The sequence below is a fragment of the Streptomyces sp. ISL-87 genome (genome assembly GCF_018614095.1).
Lineage (GTDB): Bacteria > Actinomycetota > Actinomycetes > Streptomycetales > Streptomycetaceae > Streptomyces.
Map to the genome: position 1 here is coordinate 24838 of NZ_JAGGOY010000109.1, position 14569 is coordinate 39406.

Sequence of the window (14569 nt, forward strand, 5' to 3'; positions counted from 1 at the left end):
TCCGGTACTCCCCCACCAGCACGATAGTCAGTCGCCGGGCCGCTCCGGGAGGAGGCGCTCGACCAATGCATCAATGAGCCCCTCCACGGAGTAGGGCTCCAGGAGGGTCGGAACGGTCAGGTCGTCCACGATCAGGCCGAGCATCGCGAGGTAGAGCAGCATTACGCCCTGCCGGTCCCCGGGAAGGCCCGCCTCCAGGTGCCAGGCGATGTTCGCCTCCAGCTCCACGCCCTGGAACCCGGCCATCTCCGCCTGGAGTTCGGGGCGGCGGGTGCCCTCCAGCCGCAGCTCCAGCATCGCGATGTGCACGCTGCGCTCGCGCCGCATCCGCGCGAGGAGCTGCCCGAGCAGCACCTTGGTGTCCAGCGGGCCGGCGAGGTCCGCCGGGCCCGGGGTCAGCCGCTCGCGGGTGCGGTGCAGGATCTGTACGAGCAGTTGCGCCCGGTTGGCGAAGTAGTTCGAGGCGGTGCCCGTCGGTACGCCCGCCTCCGCGTCAACCGCGCGCAGGGTCAGGCCCCGGGAGCCTTCGCGCGCCAGGACTTCGATGGCGGCGTCGAGCAGCGCGGCACGGCGTTCCGGATTCTGGCGCATGGACGGTCCCTCGGGGTGTGGACGGCGGTGTGGACTGAGGTGTGAAGAGCGGCGTGAACGGCATGACATCGGGAGCACTGCACATGCAGTGCTTCGCACACGCTAGCGGACGTGCGCGGTCCGGGCCCTCCCCAGCGGCCCCTCCCCCGTGCAACCCTGCCCGTCATGGAGCGGATCATCGAGGAGATACGCGAGGACCTGACCCGCCGGATCGCCGTGGCGGCGGACCGGCTCGCCGACCGGACGCTGGCCGAGGATCCCGCGTACGCCGCGCTGCTCGGCAAGGCCGAGCTGCGCGACCGGATCCACCTCACCCTCCGCCAGGCCGTCGAGGGAATGGTCCGCAGCTCCCGCGGCCTGCCGTTGGAGCTGGCCGATGCCCGGGCCTCCGGAACGCTCCGGGCCGAACAGGGCCTGCCGCTCGCCTCCCTGCTGCGCACCTACCGCCGCGGCGGGCGGCTCCTGTGGCAGACCCTCACCGAGGCGGTGGCCGCGCACGACCGGGCGGCACTGCCCCGGCTGCTGCCGGGCGCGGCCGCGCTGTGGGACGTACTGGACCAGATGACGGACGCCGCGGCGGAGGCGTACCGGCTCGCCGAGGCCGCACACGGCGACCGCGAGCGGGAGCGCCGGGCGGCCCTGCTGGACGCGCTGCTGGACGGCACCGGTCCGGTTCCGGAGGCCGCGGCCCAGCTGGGGCTGCCGGAGCTGGGCCGGTTCGCGGTGGTGGTCCTCGGCTCGGGCGGCTCGGGCGGCTCGGGCAGTTCCGGCGGCTCCCGAATCTCCGGGAGCCCGGGAAGCCCGGGAAGCCCGGGAAGCTCCACAAGGACCGGCGCCGGTCCCGCCGCCCCGCGCGTGCTGTGGCGGATCCGCGCCGACGGGGAGACCGGCCTGGTGGACCTGGGCCACCATCCACTGGAGTCCGTACGGGAACTGCTCGCCCCGCTCGGGGTCCGCGCCGGGATCAGCCCGGTCGTGGAGACCGCCGCCGACCTGCCCCGGGCCCGACGGCTGGCCGCCCTCGCGCTGCGCACGGCCCCCGCCTCCGACGGCCCGCGCACGGCCCTGCTGGACGAGCGGTTGCCGGCGGCGCTGGTCGCGGCCCAGACCGAACTCTCGGACCGGCTGCGCCAGGTGGTGCTGGGTCCGGTGCTGGCCCTGCCCGCGGTCGACCGCCGGGTGCTGTTGACCACGCTGGGCACCTGGCTGGCCTGCCAGGGCTCGACCACGTATGCCGCGGAGCGGCTGTACTGCCACCGCAACACGGTGTCCAACCGGCTGCGCCGCCTGGAGCAGCTCACCGGCCGGTCCCTGACCGATCCCGCGCACGTGGTGGAACTGGCCCTGGCCCACGCTGCGGTGGTCCAGCGGGCGGCCGCTACGCCGCCGGGTCAGCCGGGTCAGCCGGGTCCGCCCGGCCAGCCGCTTTCGACGCCTTCGCCGCCTTCTCCGATTCCAGCGAGTACGGTACGTCGATCACCGCGATCCCCGGCATGAACGGTTCTGGTTGCGCAGGGGCCGCTGACCACCGACGGCATGTTTTTGCGGTCTGTGTCATGCGGTGAATCCGTCCAGTTCCTCGGCCCGCTGGGCCAGCCACAGGTCGTGGCGGGCGCTCGGCGACTGGAGCAGGGAGCGCTCCAGCAGCTCCTCGACGCGGGTCAGCCGCTTGCGGGTGCCGGGCACCGACAGGCCGAGGGCGGCGGCCGCCGGAACCAGCTGCGCGTCGTGGAGCAGCCAGGCCCGTACGGTCTCCCGTGCTCCGGGCGGCGCCTCGGGCCCGGTCAGCGGGGCGAGATGGGCCCGGGCCCACGCGGCCAGTGCGGGATCGCGCAGTACGCCGTCCAGGTCGGCCGGTCCGGCACCGCCCGAGCCCACGCCCACGCCCACGCCGTCGGGGCCGGAGCCGGCGCCCGCGCCGCCCGGCGTCAGCCGGAGCGCGAGCGAGAGCGCCGCCTGGTCTCCGAGCCGGGCCAGGTCCAGGCCGAGGACGGACTCGATCAGGCGGAGCCGCCCCGCCAAGGTGTTGCGGTGGATCTTCAGCAGCCGGGTGGCGTGCGAGGCGAAGTTCAGCCAGGCGTGCGCGGTCGCCCGCAGCTCCTGCCCGCCTGGGTCCTGCGGCCGCCGGGGGTCGTACGTGTGGAGGGGCGCGAGCAGCGCCTCGGCCCAGCCGGCCCCGGTCCCGGCCGCGTGCGCGGCCATCTCCAGTTCGGGGCCCGGACCGAACCGGGCGTGACGTTCGAGCCGGCCGCGCGCGACGGCCAGGGCGTGGAAGGCCTGGGTGTACGCGGCCGGCGCCTCCCGCAGGTACGTCTGGCGGCTCACCCCGACCGCGCAGTCCCGGGCCACCCCCACCAGCGCCCCGGCCAGCGGGTCGTGGTCGGCCGAGGTCGCGGCCAGGTCGGTCGGGACGAGCACGATGAGGTGGCGTACGTACACCGGGCAGCGCACGATCCAGGCCCGGCCGCCGGTCAGCTCCTCGCACAGCCGGGTCACCTCGGCCCGCTCGCCGGTCCGGCATTCGACGACGTAGATCCGCATCGGGTCGGGCAGCGACGGGCCGAGCGCCTCGGCGATCTGGCGGGCGGTGGAGAGCCGGCCGTTCATCAGTAGGTGCAGGACGGCTTCGCGGGCCCGCGATTCGGCGAGCCCGGCCCGCGCCTCGCGCCGCCCGGCCTCCTCGGCGCGCAGAACGAGAGCAAGCGGTACGGCGGCGTCCGCGAGCAGCGCGGGCGCGCCCGGATCATGGGGCCGCTCCAGTACGGCGGCCAGCGCGCGCCCCTCGTCCAGGGCGAACAGCAGTGCCGTCGAAGCGCCGCTCTCCAGAGCGGCGGACCGGACACCCCGGGCGGCCATCTCGGCAGCGCCCCGCAGGGCGAGCTCCGGACCCCGCGACCCCTCGCCGTCCAGCACGCCGGTCCAGCCGCCCAGCCGGGCGGAGAGCCACTGGAGCAGCGCGGCCGACCCTCCGGCGTGCGCGAGCCGGTGGAGCTTCAGGATGTCGTCGGTCCGGGACCGGTCCGCGGGCTGTCGGGGAGCGGGGTGGTGCTGAATGGGAGCTTCCCTTCGGACGGATTCGGGGCCCGCCGCATTCAACCACCCGCCGGACACTGTGCGCAGTGATACCCGTCCCGGCGGTCACTGGGCACGGCGAATCCTGCGAACAGGCCGGAATCCGCCTAGGTTTGGCCACGAGCGGTCGGGCCCTCGGCGCTGATGGATTCGGAACGGGGGAAGCACCGGGGCCCGGCTCGTTCACATCTTGGCGGCAGCGCTGCGGATGGCCTCCCGGATCCGGAAGTAGGTGCCGCAGCGGCAGATGTTGGCGATGGCGTCGATGTCCTCGTCCGTGGGCTCGCTGGTGCGCTGGAGCAGGGCGACGGCGGCCATGATCTGACCGGGCTGGCAGAAACCGCACTGGGAGACGTCCTGTTCGAGCCAGGCCTCCTGAACGGGGTGCAGCTCGTCCCCGTTCGCCAGCCCCTCGATGGTGGTCACCGTCTTCCCGGCGCAGGCGGACACGGGCACCACGCAGGGGCGGATGTCCGCACCGTCGAGATGGCTGGTGCAGGCCTTGCAGACGTCCACTCCGCAGCCGTACTTGGGGCCCCGGACGCCCAGCATGTCGCGGAGCACCCACAGCAGGGGCAGGTTGTCGGGCGCGTCCACGGTGACGCTCCGCCCGTTGACGGTGAAGGTGTGCGAGGGCATGGCGGGGCTCCTGAACTGGCTGACCGGCTGCAACTAGCGCGGGTAGGGGGTGAAGTCGACGTCGAAGTCGAGGGGGAAGCTGCGCGGCTTGGTACCGGTGGCCCGGGCGTAGGCGTTGGCGATCGCCCCCACGGCGGCCGGTACTCCGAGCTCGCCCGCGCCGCCCGGCTCGGCGGCGGTGGCCGGCAGCACGAAGACCCGTACGTCACGAGGGGTGTCGCGCTGCCGCGCCCAGTGGAACTGGCTGTAACTGCCTTCCAGCGGCAGCCCCTTGTCCAGGTGCAGACCGGCCTTCAGGGTGGTGGAGATGGCGTCGGTGAGGCCGCCGATCATCTGGGCCTCAAGTCCGCGCGGGTTGACGGGCAGGCCGACGTCGACGGCGATGACCGCCTTGGTGACGCGGATGTGCTCCGGGTCGCGGGTGTCGATCTCGACCAGGCAGGCGGTGCGGGACTTGTACTCCTCGTGGAAGGCGATGCCCTGCGCGCAGCCCGTCGGCATGGGGCGCCCCCAATTCCCCTCCGTGGCCGCCTTGTCGAGCACGGCGCGCTGGGCGTCGGTCTTCAGGAAGGTACGCCGGAACCGGTAGGGGTCCCGGCCCGTGCGCTCGGCCAGCTCGTCGACCATGATCTCCTCGGCGCCCCGGGTGTTGGCGGAGTAGACCGAGCGCCAGGACCCGGTGGGGATGCCGGTCGGCACCTCGGTGAGCGCCTGGGTGGTGAGCCCGAAGTGGTACGGGGACTTGACGGTGGTGAGGAACAGGGTCTGGGCCAGTGTGGCGTTGCCGATGCCGAGCGGGAGGCTCGCGGCGGTGGCGGTGATGATCTCGCCGAGCCCGTGCCGGAAGTCGGTCTCGGCGGCGGCGACCCGGTGTTCGAAGCTGAGCACCTCGCCGAGCAGGTGGGTGGCCCGGATCTTGTGGTGGGTGGCGGGGCGCATCCGGCCGTGCCGGGTGTCGTCGATCCGGGTCCACATCAGCCGGACCGGGCGACGGCAGGCCTTGGAGACCCGGGCGGCCTCCAGCGCGGCGTCGAAGAAGAGCCGCCGGCCGAAGGAACCGCCGGCTTGCACCACATGGACGGTGACCTTGCCGAGCGGCAGGCCGAGCTCGGCGGCGATGGTCTCCCGGGCCACGATCGGGGACTTGAGCCCGGACCAGATCTCGGCGCCGTCGTCCCGTACGTCGGCCACGGCGGAGTTGGTCTCCATCGGGGCGTGGCTGACGAAGGCGAAGTCGAACTCGGCGTCCACGTACGGGGTGAGCAGCGGCGGCACCAGCAGCGTCGGGGTGGCGGCGCGCAGCTTGGTGCGGATCTGCGCGTCGGACAGCTGGTCGGCGGGGCCGGGGCCCCAGCTGACCTGGAGGGCGGCCTTGGCGTCGAGGGCCTGTCCGAAGGTCTCGGCGACGACGGCGACGCCGGTCGGGATGGTCACCACGTGCAGGACACCGGGCATGGCCTGGACGGCGGCCAGGTTGTCGACGCCACGGACGCTGCCGCCGAGGCTGGGCGGGCGGCGCACCACGCAGGGCTTGGCGCCGGGCACGTCGAGGTCGAGGGTGTACCGCTGGGCGCCGGTGACCATCGCGCGGGCGTCGATCCGGCCGGTCGGCTTCCCGACCAGGGCGTGCTTCGCGGCCGGTTTCGGGGTGGCGCCGAGGACGACCAGCCCGGGGTCCGCTGCTGCGGCGGCGAGGGCGCCGTAGTCGGCGGTCCGGCCGTCGGGGGCGCGGACCGCGCCGTTCGCGGTGGTCAGCGAGCCCGCGGGCAGGTCCCAGCGGCGGGCCGCGGCCGCGACCAGGCGGGCCCGGGCGGTGGCGGCGGTCTGCCGGACGGGACCGTATAGCGAGCGGATGGAGTTGGAGGAGCCGGTGAGCTGGTTGAAGAGCAGCTCGGGCCGTGCGTCGTCCAGTTCCACGCGGACGGCGGCCAGCGCTGCGTCGAGTTCCTCCGCGACGAGCATGGCGACGGCGGTGGTGAGGCCTTGGCCCACCTCCTCGCGCGGCAGCCGGAAGCGGATGGTGCCGTCGGCCTCCACGGCGAGCGCGAGCAGGGCCGAGGTGGGCGCGCCGGCCAGGATGAACAGGTCTCCGAGGTCCACGAGGTCGGCGATGGCGGGCAGGGTCGGCACCACGGCGTGCGCGGGCTGCGGGGCCAGGACGTCGGCTCCGGCGCGGGTGACGAGGGCGAGGGTCGGCGCCGCGACGAGGTAGGTGAGGAAGGATCGGCGGCTCTGCCCGGTCATAGTGTCGTCCCACCCTTGCGCGGGTCCCTACACGCGGACCTCCCCGGCTCATTACCGACACGTAGGGTAGCGATCACGGGCCAGGAGTGGGAAGCAGTGGGACTCGGACCCGTTTGGTTGCCCCTGCTTGACGGGGTCCTTCGTTCGGGGGGCACCCCGGTAGGGGGTGTTGATCGACCTCGGGACGACCGAGGCGGTTCACACATTTCGCCCATACGATCGACACCCATCGCCCGGACAGCGGATTTCCGGCCACGGGCGGAGGATGAAAGGAGACGCAGTCCCCCGGTACACAGCGAGGAGGTGTGCGGCGGTGACGAAGTACATGGACGTCCACCACGGCATGGAGGGCATCACGGCAGACCAGTTGCTGGCCGCCCACAAGGCGGACCTGGCGATCGAGGCCGACGAGAAGGTGCACTTCGAACGCGCCTGGGCCGACCCGGACTCGGGAACCGTGTACTGCCTGTCCGAGGCACCCTCGGCAGAGGCGGTCCGCAGGATCCACGAGCGCACGGGTCACCCGGCCAGCGAGATCCACGCCGTGCCGCTCACGGTCTAGCAACAGGACGGCTGACTGGAAACATTCGCACAGGCGCGGCCGGGCCGGAAGGCCCGAGGCATATGCCGGAAGCAAGGACGTTGCGGAAGTTGCCAAACGCCTTACAGGCCGTCGCAGGCTGTGCCACAGTCGTTACCGGTCCTTCCTTCAGACTTGGCCGCGCCGCGCCTGTATCGGAGTTCTCATGCCGTCCCACACGTTCGCGGACCGTCCCGCTCAGCCGCCCGAGCCGGGGTCGGTGGACGCGCTGATCTCACAGACCCGCCGACTCCGGGGAGACGTGGACGCGGTGCGCCGCGACTCCGTCGTGGACGACGACGACGCCCAGGGCCGCTGGCAGCGCGCTCTGTGCGACCTCGCCGTGCACCACCTCGACGACCTCGGCGAGCACCTCGGCCAGCTCAAGGAAGGCCTGCCGCCCGCTCCCGCACTCATCGAACTCCCGCACGCGGCGCCCGAGACCGTGCCCGAGGACCGGCGGACCCGTGTCGGCAGCGCCGAGTGGAACCTGCTGACCGATGAGGTCACCTGGTCCGACGAGCTCTTCCAGATCTTCGGCCGGTCCCCCGAGGCGGGCGCGCTGCCGCTGGACGAGTTGGGCTCCACCCTCTTCTCGGAGGACCAGCCGCTGCTGACGGCGATGGTCACCGCCTGCCTGGTGGACGGCAAACCGCTGGACGGCGAGTTCCGCATCGTCCGGGCCGACGGCCGGGTCCGGACCCTGCACATGAGGGGCGAGCCGGTACTCGACTCCGACGGATGCACGGCCTCGATGTGGGCCGTGCTGCGGGATGTGAGCGAGCTGCGCCGGAGCCAGCGGGCGGTGCGCGAGTCACGTGACTCGCTCCAGCGCCGGCGGGAGATCGCGCAGACCGAGCGCCGGCTGGCGGTCGAGCTGCAGGAAGCCGTGCTCCCCCCGTGGCGCGGCTCCCTGCGGTTCCCGCACAACAGCACCGGCGAGCTGGACGTGGCGGCGCAGTACCTGCCCTCCGCGACCAGCGCGCTGATCGGCGGCGACTGGTACGACGCGCTCGAACTCCCCGGCAACTGCTCGATGCTGACGGTCGGTGACCTGACCGGGCACGGAGTGACCGCCACCTCCGGGATGGCGATGATGCTCGGCGCCCTGCGCGGGATGGCCATGGCCGGGATCGAGCCGGGCCCGCTGATGGGCTGGCTCAACCAGCTGCTGGAGACCTCCGTACAGCCGGCCCTCGGCTCTGCGGTTTGCTGCCGCTACGATCCCGCGCGCCGCCTGCTGTCCTGGGCGCAGGCCGGACACCCGGCGCCGCTGCTGTTCCGCCGCGGCCAGGGCCGCTCGCTGCAACCGCCCGAGGGCGTGCTGCTGGGAGCGACCTCCGGGGCGGCGTACGGTCAGGCCGAGGAGCGGCTGGAGGCAGGCGACGTACTCGTCCTGCACACGGACGGGCTGACACCGCGCAGCATCGAGTTCAGTCAGGCCGACGGGACTGAGCGGCTGCTGGCGCTCGCGCCGCGGTTCTCGGCGGCGCGGTCGGCGCAGGACTGCGTGCGGATGGTGACCGAGGAGTTCGGCGAGAGCGAGCGCGAGGACGACGCCTGCGTGCTGGTGGCGCGGATCGGCGGGTAGCGGCCCGCGGGCTGCACCGGTTCAGGACTTCAGGGCCGCGCCGCGAGGCGCGGCCTTGCTCGTCTCCGTGCGGGGGCGGATGCGGACCCGGGTGCACATACAAGAACATGTGCGGGAACAGGTGCGGTTGCCGACCCGGGGCGTGAGGTCATGACGCCTAGACGCTGCGCGACACCGGGCTGTTCGGCAGGGCCAGTTTGATCTCCTCGCGCAGGTCCTCGATGCGCGCGTAGCCGGAGTACTGGCCGGTGAGCCGGTACATCTCGCGCAGCCGGTCCCACGTCCGGTGCGAGGAGGTCTCGTTCATCGAGACCAGTGCCAGGCGGGCGTAACGGTCGGCCTGTTCCGGGTCGTCGGCGATGAAGCAGGCCGAGGCCATGGAGATGTAGTCGAAGATCTGCGAGCGCTGGTGGCCTTGGGAGCGCAGCCGCAGGGCCTCCCTGGCGTGCCGCTGGGCCACCGGCGCGGCCGACGGGTCGTGGTCGGCGAGGGTACGGAAGGCCAGAGCCTGCATGCCGTGCAGATCGGCCTCGTCGAAGTTCTGCATCCAACTCGGCGGCGGTACATCGCCCTTGTCGGACACGAACAGATCCTCGGCCTCGCCCAGGGTGCGGCGCATGGCCTGGCCCTTGCCCATGGCGGCCTGTGCCCAGGCCTCGATGGTGTGCAGCATGGCGCGGGTGCGCGGCAGGGTCTCCTCGCCCGAGCCGGACTGCGCCAGCTTCATGAGGTCGAGGGCCTCGTTGGGCTTGCCCAGGTGGACCATTTGACGGGCGGCCCGGGACAACGCCTCGCCGGCGCGCGGCCGGTCGCCGCCCTCGCGGGCGGCGTGCGCGGCGATGACGAAGTACTTCTGCGCGGTGGGTTCGAGGCCGACGTCGTGCGACATCCAGCCCGCCAGCACCGCCAGGTTGGCCGCCACCCCCCACAGCCTTCGCTGGAGGTGGTCGGGGTGGTGGTACGCGAGCATGCCGCCGACCTCGTTGAGCTGGCCCACGACGGCCTTGCGCTGGAGGCCGCCTCCTCTGGAGGCGTCCCAGGCCCGGAACACCTCGACCGAGCGCTCCAGCGCCTCGATCTCCTGGGAACCGATGGGGGCGGCCTCGTAGCGGTCGTAGCCCGCCTGGTCGGCCTGGAAGGTGTCGCCGAAGGCCGGCGCGGCCTTGGCGGGGGCAGGGTCGGTGTGCAGCCAGTCGTACATGGCGTTGCTGAGGGCTGAGCCGGCGGTGAGCGCGGCTCCCGCGCCCATCAGACCGCGACGGTTGAGCATGAGGTCCATTCCCGTGAATTCGGTGAGGACCGCGGCTGTGCGTTCGGGCGCCCAGGGCATTCCGTCGGGGTTCTCCTTCGCCCCGTCCGGCTGCCGTCTTGAGGTGCGCCGCTGCCGTACGAACCCGAGGTCCTCGATGGTCACGACACGACCGAGCCGCTCGGTGAACAGTGCTGCCAGTACCGTGGGAACCGGTTCGCGCGGGGTCTCCCCCATGTCGATCCAGCGCCGCACCCGCGAGGTGTCGGTGGCCAGTTGGTGGTGGCCCATGGCGGCCGCCTGCCGGTTGACCATCCTCGCCAGCTCGCCCTTCGACCAGCCGGCCAGGCCGAACAGGTCGTTCAGACGGGTGTTTGGCCCTTTGCTCACGTCAAGCCCCCAGGTTCTCGGCTGAGTTGACAGTAACCCCCCGTCAGATGCCGAGCGACTATTCGCCAGGGTTCGCCAGGGTCCGCCAGATGGTGTGCCACCCACGGCCCGGTGTCAGGTAGGAATGCGCCTCCCCGACCCGGTTCACCGGCGGAACTCCCCAGGGTGAAGCACGGGATCCGGCGGGGCGGCGTACGCAACTCGTCGGCGCACGAAGGGAACCGTAACCGCCATGTACGCAGCAACGTCCTCCGTGTCCGCCCCGGTTCGGCCGCACCGCACGATCCAGGCGGGCGGCGGCCCCTACCTCGATCCCGGCCGCCAGGCGGCCCCGGCACAGGGCGCCGTACGGGCGCGGCGGATGCCGGCCGCGGGGTCGCAGCCGCTCAGCGGAAGAATCGACCTCTCGGGACCGCAGGGCGCGCAACTGCGCACCGCGCTCGCCTCGGTGCAGCGGATCTGTCCGGAGTTCGCACCCGTACAGGTGCTGCGGCGCAGCGGCCGGTCGGTCCTGCTGGTGGGGACCACAGGGCGGATGACCGCCGTCGCGAAGGTTTTACTGGATCACTCGCCCGAGTGGCGTGAGCGGTACCGCCACGAAATAGCTGCGTACCGGACGTTCGTCCGTCATCGTCCACCGGTGCGGGTGCCGCGGCTGATCGCCGCCGACCCCGAGAACTGCACCCTGGTGGTCGAGCGGATGGCGGGCCGGGTCGCAGCCCTTCAGCGGCACCCTGTGGAGGCCCCGCCGCGTCCGGACGTACGGGCCGCCCTGGGCGCGGTGTGCCGGGTGAACCAGTGGCGTCCGCCGGGTGACCTGTTCGGGCACCCGATGGACTACGCCCGGCGGATCACCCGCGACCACCAGCTCGGGCTGCTCACCGACCGGGATTTCGGTGACCTGCAGAAGCTGCTGCACGGCCTGAAGCTGGCCGGCACGCCGTGGCAGTTCAACCACGGTGACGCCCTGCTGTCGAACCTGCTGCTGTCCCCGGCGGGGCCGGTGCTGCTCGACTGGGAGCACGCGGGCTGGTACCTGCCGGGCTATGACCTGGCCACGCTGTGGACGGTGCTGGGCGACGCCCCGGCCGCCCGCAGCCAGATCAGCCGCCTCGCGCAGTCGGCCGGACCGGCGGCACGGGACGCCTTCCTGGTGAACCTGATGCTGGTCCTGACCCGCGAGATCCGGATGTCCGAGACGGCGGTCCAGCGCTCGATGCTGGCGACCGCCCCGGCCCAGCCGTTGCCGACGGGGGCCCTGTCCTCCGGGGAGGAGCAGCGGCTGCTGCTGCGCCGCCTGCACGACGACTGCGGGATGGCCCGTAGGGCGGTCCGCGCGGCGGTGGGTACGCGCTGACACCGCACAGCGCGACGGCTGAAGTCCCGTGACCTCCGGGTCGCGGGACTTCTTTCGTTGGATACCGCTCCGGGTGGAGGCGGCGGCGCCGGATGCCTTGACATCACATGATCCCCCGAACACCTTTCCTGACTCAGCATCAGGAGTGCTGGAGCCATCCCCCATCCTCTCCACGCCGCCGGAGCCCGCCCATGTCAGCTGGCGCTTCACACACATCCCGCTCCCCTTCCCTCTCCTCTTCCCCTCCCCGCTCCCCTTCCTCTTCCCGCTCCCCTTCCTCTTCCCGCTCCCCTTCCTCCGTCGATGGCCTCCCCTCTCGCCGGACGGTGCTCGCCGGGACCGGGGCCGGGGTGCTCGCCGCCACCGTGTTGCCGTCCGCCGCCGCGCGGGCTACGGACGGGGCCCCGCTCGGCGAGTACGACGTCGTCGTGGTCGGATCCGGGGCGTCCGGGATGACCGCCGCGCTCACCGCCGCCAAGCGGGGCCTGAGCGTGCTGGTGGTCGAGAAGGCCCCGACGTTCGGCGGTTCGGCGGCGCGTTCGGGGGCCGGGATCTGGCTGCCGAACAACTCGGTGATCCTGGGCGCCGGGGTGCCGGACACCCCGGCGAAGGCGGCCGCGTACCTTGCGGCGGTGGTCGGGCCCGAGGTGCCGGCCGACCGGCAGCAGGCGTTCCTCGCCAACGGCCCCCGGATGCTGGACTTCGTGATGGCCAACAGCCCACTGAAGTTCCGCTTCATGGAGGGCTACAGCGACTACTACCCCAACCTCCCCGGCGGGCTGCCGAACGGCAGGTCCATCGAGCCGGACCAGATCGACGGGAACATCCTCGGCGCCGAGCTGGCCCGCCTGAACCCTGCGTACATGCCGGTGCCCGCCGGGATGGTGGTGTTCAGCCAGGACTACAAGTGGCTGAACCTGGCGGCGGTGAGCGCCAAGGGCCTCGCGGTGTCCACCGAGTGCCTGGCGCGCGGCACGAAGGCGGCGCTGTGCGGGGAGAAGCCGCTGACCATGGGCCAGGCCCTGGCCGCCGGGCTGCGGGCCGGGCTGCTGCGGGCCGGGGTGCCGGTGTGGCTGAACAGCCCGCTGGTCGACCTGGTCCAGGAGGGCGGGGCGGTCACCGGGGTCGTGGTGGAGAAGGAGGGCGTGCGGGGCGTCGTACGGGCCCGCAAGGGCGTCGTCATCGGCTCGGGCGGCTTCGAGCACAACGCGGAGATGCGGGCGCAGTACCAGCAGCAGCCGATCGGCACCCAGTGGTCGGTGGGCGCGAAGGAGAACACCGGCGACGGGATCCGGGCGGGGCAGCGGGCCGGGGCGGCGCTGGGGCTGATGGAGGACGCGTGGTGGGGGCCGTCGATCCCGCTGCCTGGGGAACCGTACTTCTGCCTTGCCGAACGGACCCTGCCGGGCGGGCTGATCGTGAACCGGAACGGCGCGCGGTTCGTCAACGAGGCGGCGCCGTACAGCGATGTGGTGCACGTGATGTACGAGAAGGACCGGAGTGCGGCCGGGTCCCACATCCCGGCGTGGCTCATCGTGGACCAGAACTACCGCAACAAGTACCTGTTCAAGGACATCCTGCCGACGCTCGCCTTCCCGGACGCGTGGTACCAGGCGGGGGCCGCGAAGAAGGAATGGACGTGGGATGCGCTCGCCGGGGAGATCGGGGTGCCGGCCGCTGCCCTGCGGGCGACGCTCAACCGGTTCAACGCGCAGGCGTGGAACGGGACCGACCCTGATTTCCACCGGGGGGACACGGCGTACGACCACTACTACACGGACCCGTACGTGCAGCCGAACTCGTGCCTGGCGCCGGTCTGGGCGCCGCCGTTCTACGCGTTCAAGATCGTGCCGGGGGATCTCGGGACGAAGGGCGGCATCGTGACGGACGCCCGGGCGCGGGCGCTGCGGGCGGACGGGTCGGTGATCCGGGGCCTGTGGGCGGCGGGCAACGCGAGTGCGGCGGTGATGGGCCACAGCTACGCGGGCGCCGGGTCGACGATCGGGCCCGCGATGACGTTCGGCTATGTGGCGGCGAACGACATCGCGGACGCGTAGCTGTTTCCCGGCCCTGTCCCTACTGCCCTGTCCCTACTGCCCTATCCCTGCTGCCCTATCCCTGCTGGAAGAGCTCGGCGGGGAGCGGCTTCAGGAGGGCGTAGAGGTCATCGGTGATGGGCCGGTCCCAGCTGGCGATGGTGACCAGGACGTTGTCGCTGCGGTCGAACTGCACGCAGCTGATCCGGCCCTCGGAGAGCTTGATCTTCCGGACGATGAGGAGGTTGTCGCCCTGCATGACGGGGCAGTCCTCGGTGCCGGTGACCTCGACGTCCTCGTCGTTCTCGAGGGCGTCGAGGAGCTGGGCCACCTCGAAGGGGACCTGGCCGTCGGCGAGCTCCCGGGCCGGGGAGCCCTCGGGGAGGTTTCCGATGATCATCGCGGGGCCGCGGCCGCCGAAGAGGTCGTAGCGGAGGAAGACACCCTGGCAGCTGCCGTCGGGGGCGGGGAGCAGCCCGGCCCCGAGGTTGCCCGGCCAGTCCCCCGGGTCCATGGCCAGGACGTCGAAGTCCGGGCCGGCGGGTGTGGCGGCGCGGTGGCGGCGGAGGAAGGACATGCCGCCATGGTACGTGGCCGAGCACCTTTCCCGGCCCGGCCCCCTTCATCCCCTCCCCTCCACCACCCACCTGCCCCCACCCTCCACCCACCCACCTGCCCCACCCTCCGCGGAGCCACCGCCCCATCCCCCGCCGACCCCTCGCGCGGCCACCGCCCCAGTACTCCGCCGGCCACTCGCCGGGCACAGCCCCCGACGCCTCCCGCTCCCCGGCCAGGGGGCCACCCACCCCCTCGCGTAACC

11 protein-coding genes are annotated in these 14569 nt (G+C 72.7%); 5 read left to right on the top strand and 6 right to left on the bottom strand.

The annotated features are described in order from the left end of the window. Window positions 1–27: 27 nt before the first annotated feature. Complete coding sequence (locus tag J7I97_RS32420; RefSeq protein ID WP_214942299.1) at window positions 28–591, bottom strand: TetR/AcrR family transcriptional regulator; 564 nt, start codon at window positions 589–591, stop codon at window positions 28–30. Between the two features lie 165 nt (window positions 592–756). Between J7I97_RS32420 and J7I97_RS32425 the strand changes: the two genes are divergently transcribed. Continuing rightward, the gene (locus J7I97_RS32425) at window positions 757–2088 is read left to right on the top strand and encodes a CdaR family transcriptional regulator (protein WP_214942301.1); all 1332 of its coding nucleotides are present in this window, start codon (window positions 757–759) and stop codon (window positions 2086–2088) included. A 57-nt stretch (window positions 2089–2145) separates the two neighbouring features. Here the strand turns inward: J7I97_RS32425 and J7I97_RS32430 are convergent, their stop codons facing one another. The 3 genes from J7I97_RS32430 to J7I97_RS32440 all read right to left on the bottom strand — a co-directional run bounded on the left by J7I97_RS32430 (window position 2146) and on the right by J7I97_RS32440 (window position 6546). Then, window positions 2146–3702 (bottom strand): helix-turn-helix domain-containing protein, encoded by a 1557-nt coding sequence (locus J7I97_RS32430; protein ID WP_308369354.1) that lies wholly within the window; start codon window positions 3700–3702, stop codon window positions 2146–2148. Between the two features lie 144 nt (window positions 3703–3846). Continuing rightward, the gene (locus tag J7I97_RS32435; protein WP_214942304.1) at window positions 3847–4302 is read right to left on the bottom strand and encodes a (2Fe-2S)-binding protein; all 456 of its coding nucleotides are present in this window, start codon (window positions 4300–4302) and stop codon (window positions 3847–3849) included. 33 nt (window positions 4303–4335) lie between these two features. Next, the gene (locus J7I97_RS32440; RefSeq protein ID WP_214942307.1) at window positions 4336–6546 is read right to left on the bottom strand and encodes a xanthine dehydrogenase family protein molybdopterin-binding subunit; all 2211 of its coding nucleotides are present in this window, start codon (window positions 6544–6546) and stop codon (window positions 4336–4338) included. Window positions 6547–6859: 313 nt separating this feature from the next. Here J7I97_RS32440 and J7I97_RS32445 point away from each other — a divergent pair, with 313 nt between their 5' ends. Continuing rightward, window positions 6860–7108: an SCO4226 family nickel-binding protein gene (locus J7I97_RS32445; protein ID WP_214942310.1), complete on the top strand. Its 249-nt coding sequence runs from the start codon at window positions 6860–6862 to the stop codon at window positions 7106–7108. Between the two features lie 184 nt (window positions 7109–7292). After that, on the top strand, window positions 7293–8717 hold the full coding sequence (locus J7I97_RS32450) for a PP2C family protein-serine/threonine phosphatase (protein WP_214942313.1): 1425 nt from the start codon (window positions 7293–7295) through the stop codon (window positions 8715–8717). 157 nt (window positions 8718–8874) lie between these two features. On the opposite strand, the gene J7I97_RS32455 is transcribed toward J7I97_RS32450, so the two are convergent. Then, entirely contained in the window at window positions 8875–10356 is a 1482-nt protein-coding gene (locus J7I97_RS32455; RefSeq protein ID WP_214942317.1) for a hypothetical protein, read from the bottom strand. Between the two features lie 232 nt (window positions 10357–10588). On the opposite strand from J7I97_RS32455, the gene J7I97_RS32460 reads away from it, so the two are divergent. Further along, window positions 10589–11713, top strand: coding sequence for an aminoglycoside phosphotransferase family protein (locus tag J7I97_RS32460; protein ID WP_214942320.1), 1125 nt, complete (start codon window positions 10589–10591; stop codon window positions 11711–11713). A gap of 326 nt (window positions 11714–12039) precedes the next feature. Next, window positions 12040–13770 (top strand): 3-oxosteroid 1-dehydrogenase, encoded by a 1731-nt coding sequence (gene kstD, locus J7I97_RS32465; protein WP_374195532.1) that lies wholly within the window; start codon window positions 12040–12042, stop codon window positions 13768–13770. Between the two features lie 55 nt (window positions 13771–13825). Here the strand turns inward: kstD and J7I97_RS32470 are convergent, their stop codons facing one another. After that, window positions 13826–14326 (bottom strand): hypothetical protein, encoded by a 501-nt coding sequence (locus tag J7I97_RS32470; RefSeq protein ID WP_214942325.1) that lies wholly within the window; start codon window positions 14324–14326, stop codon window positions 13826–13828. Window positions 14327–14569 lie beyond the last annotated feature (243 nt).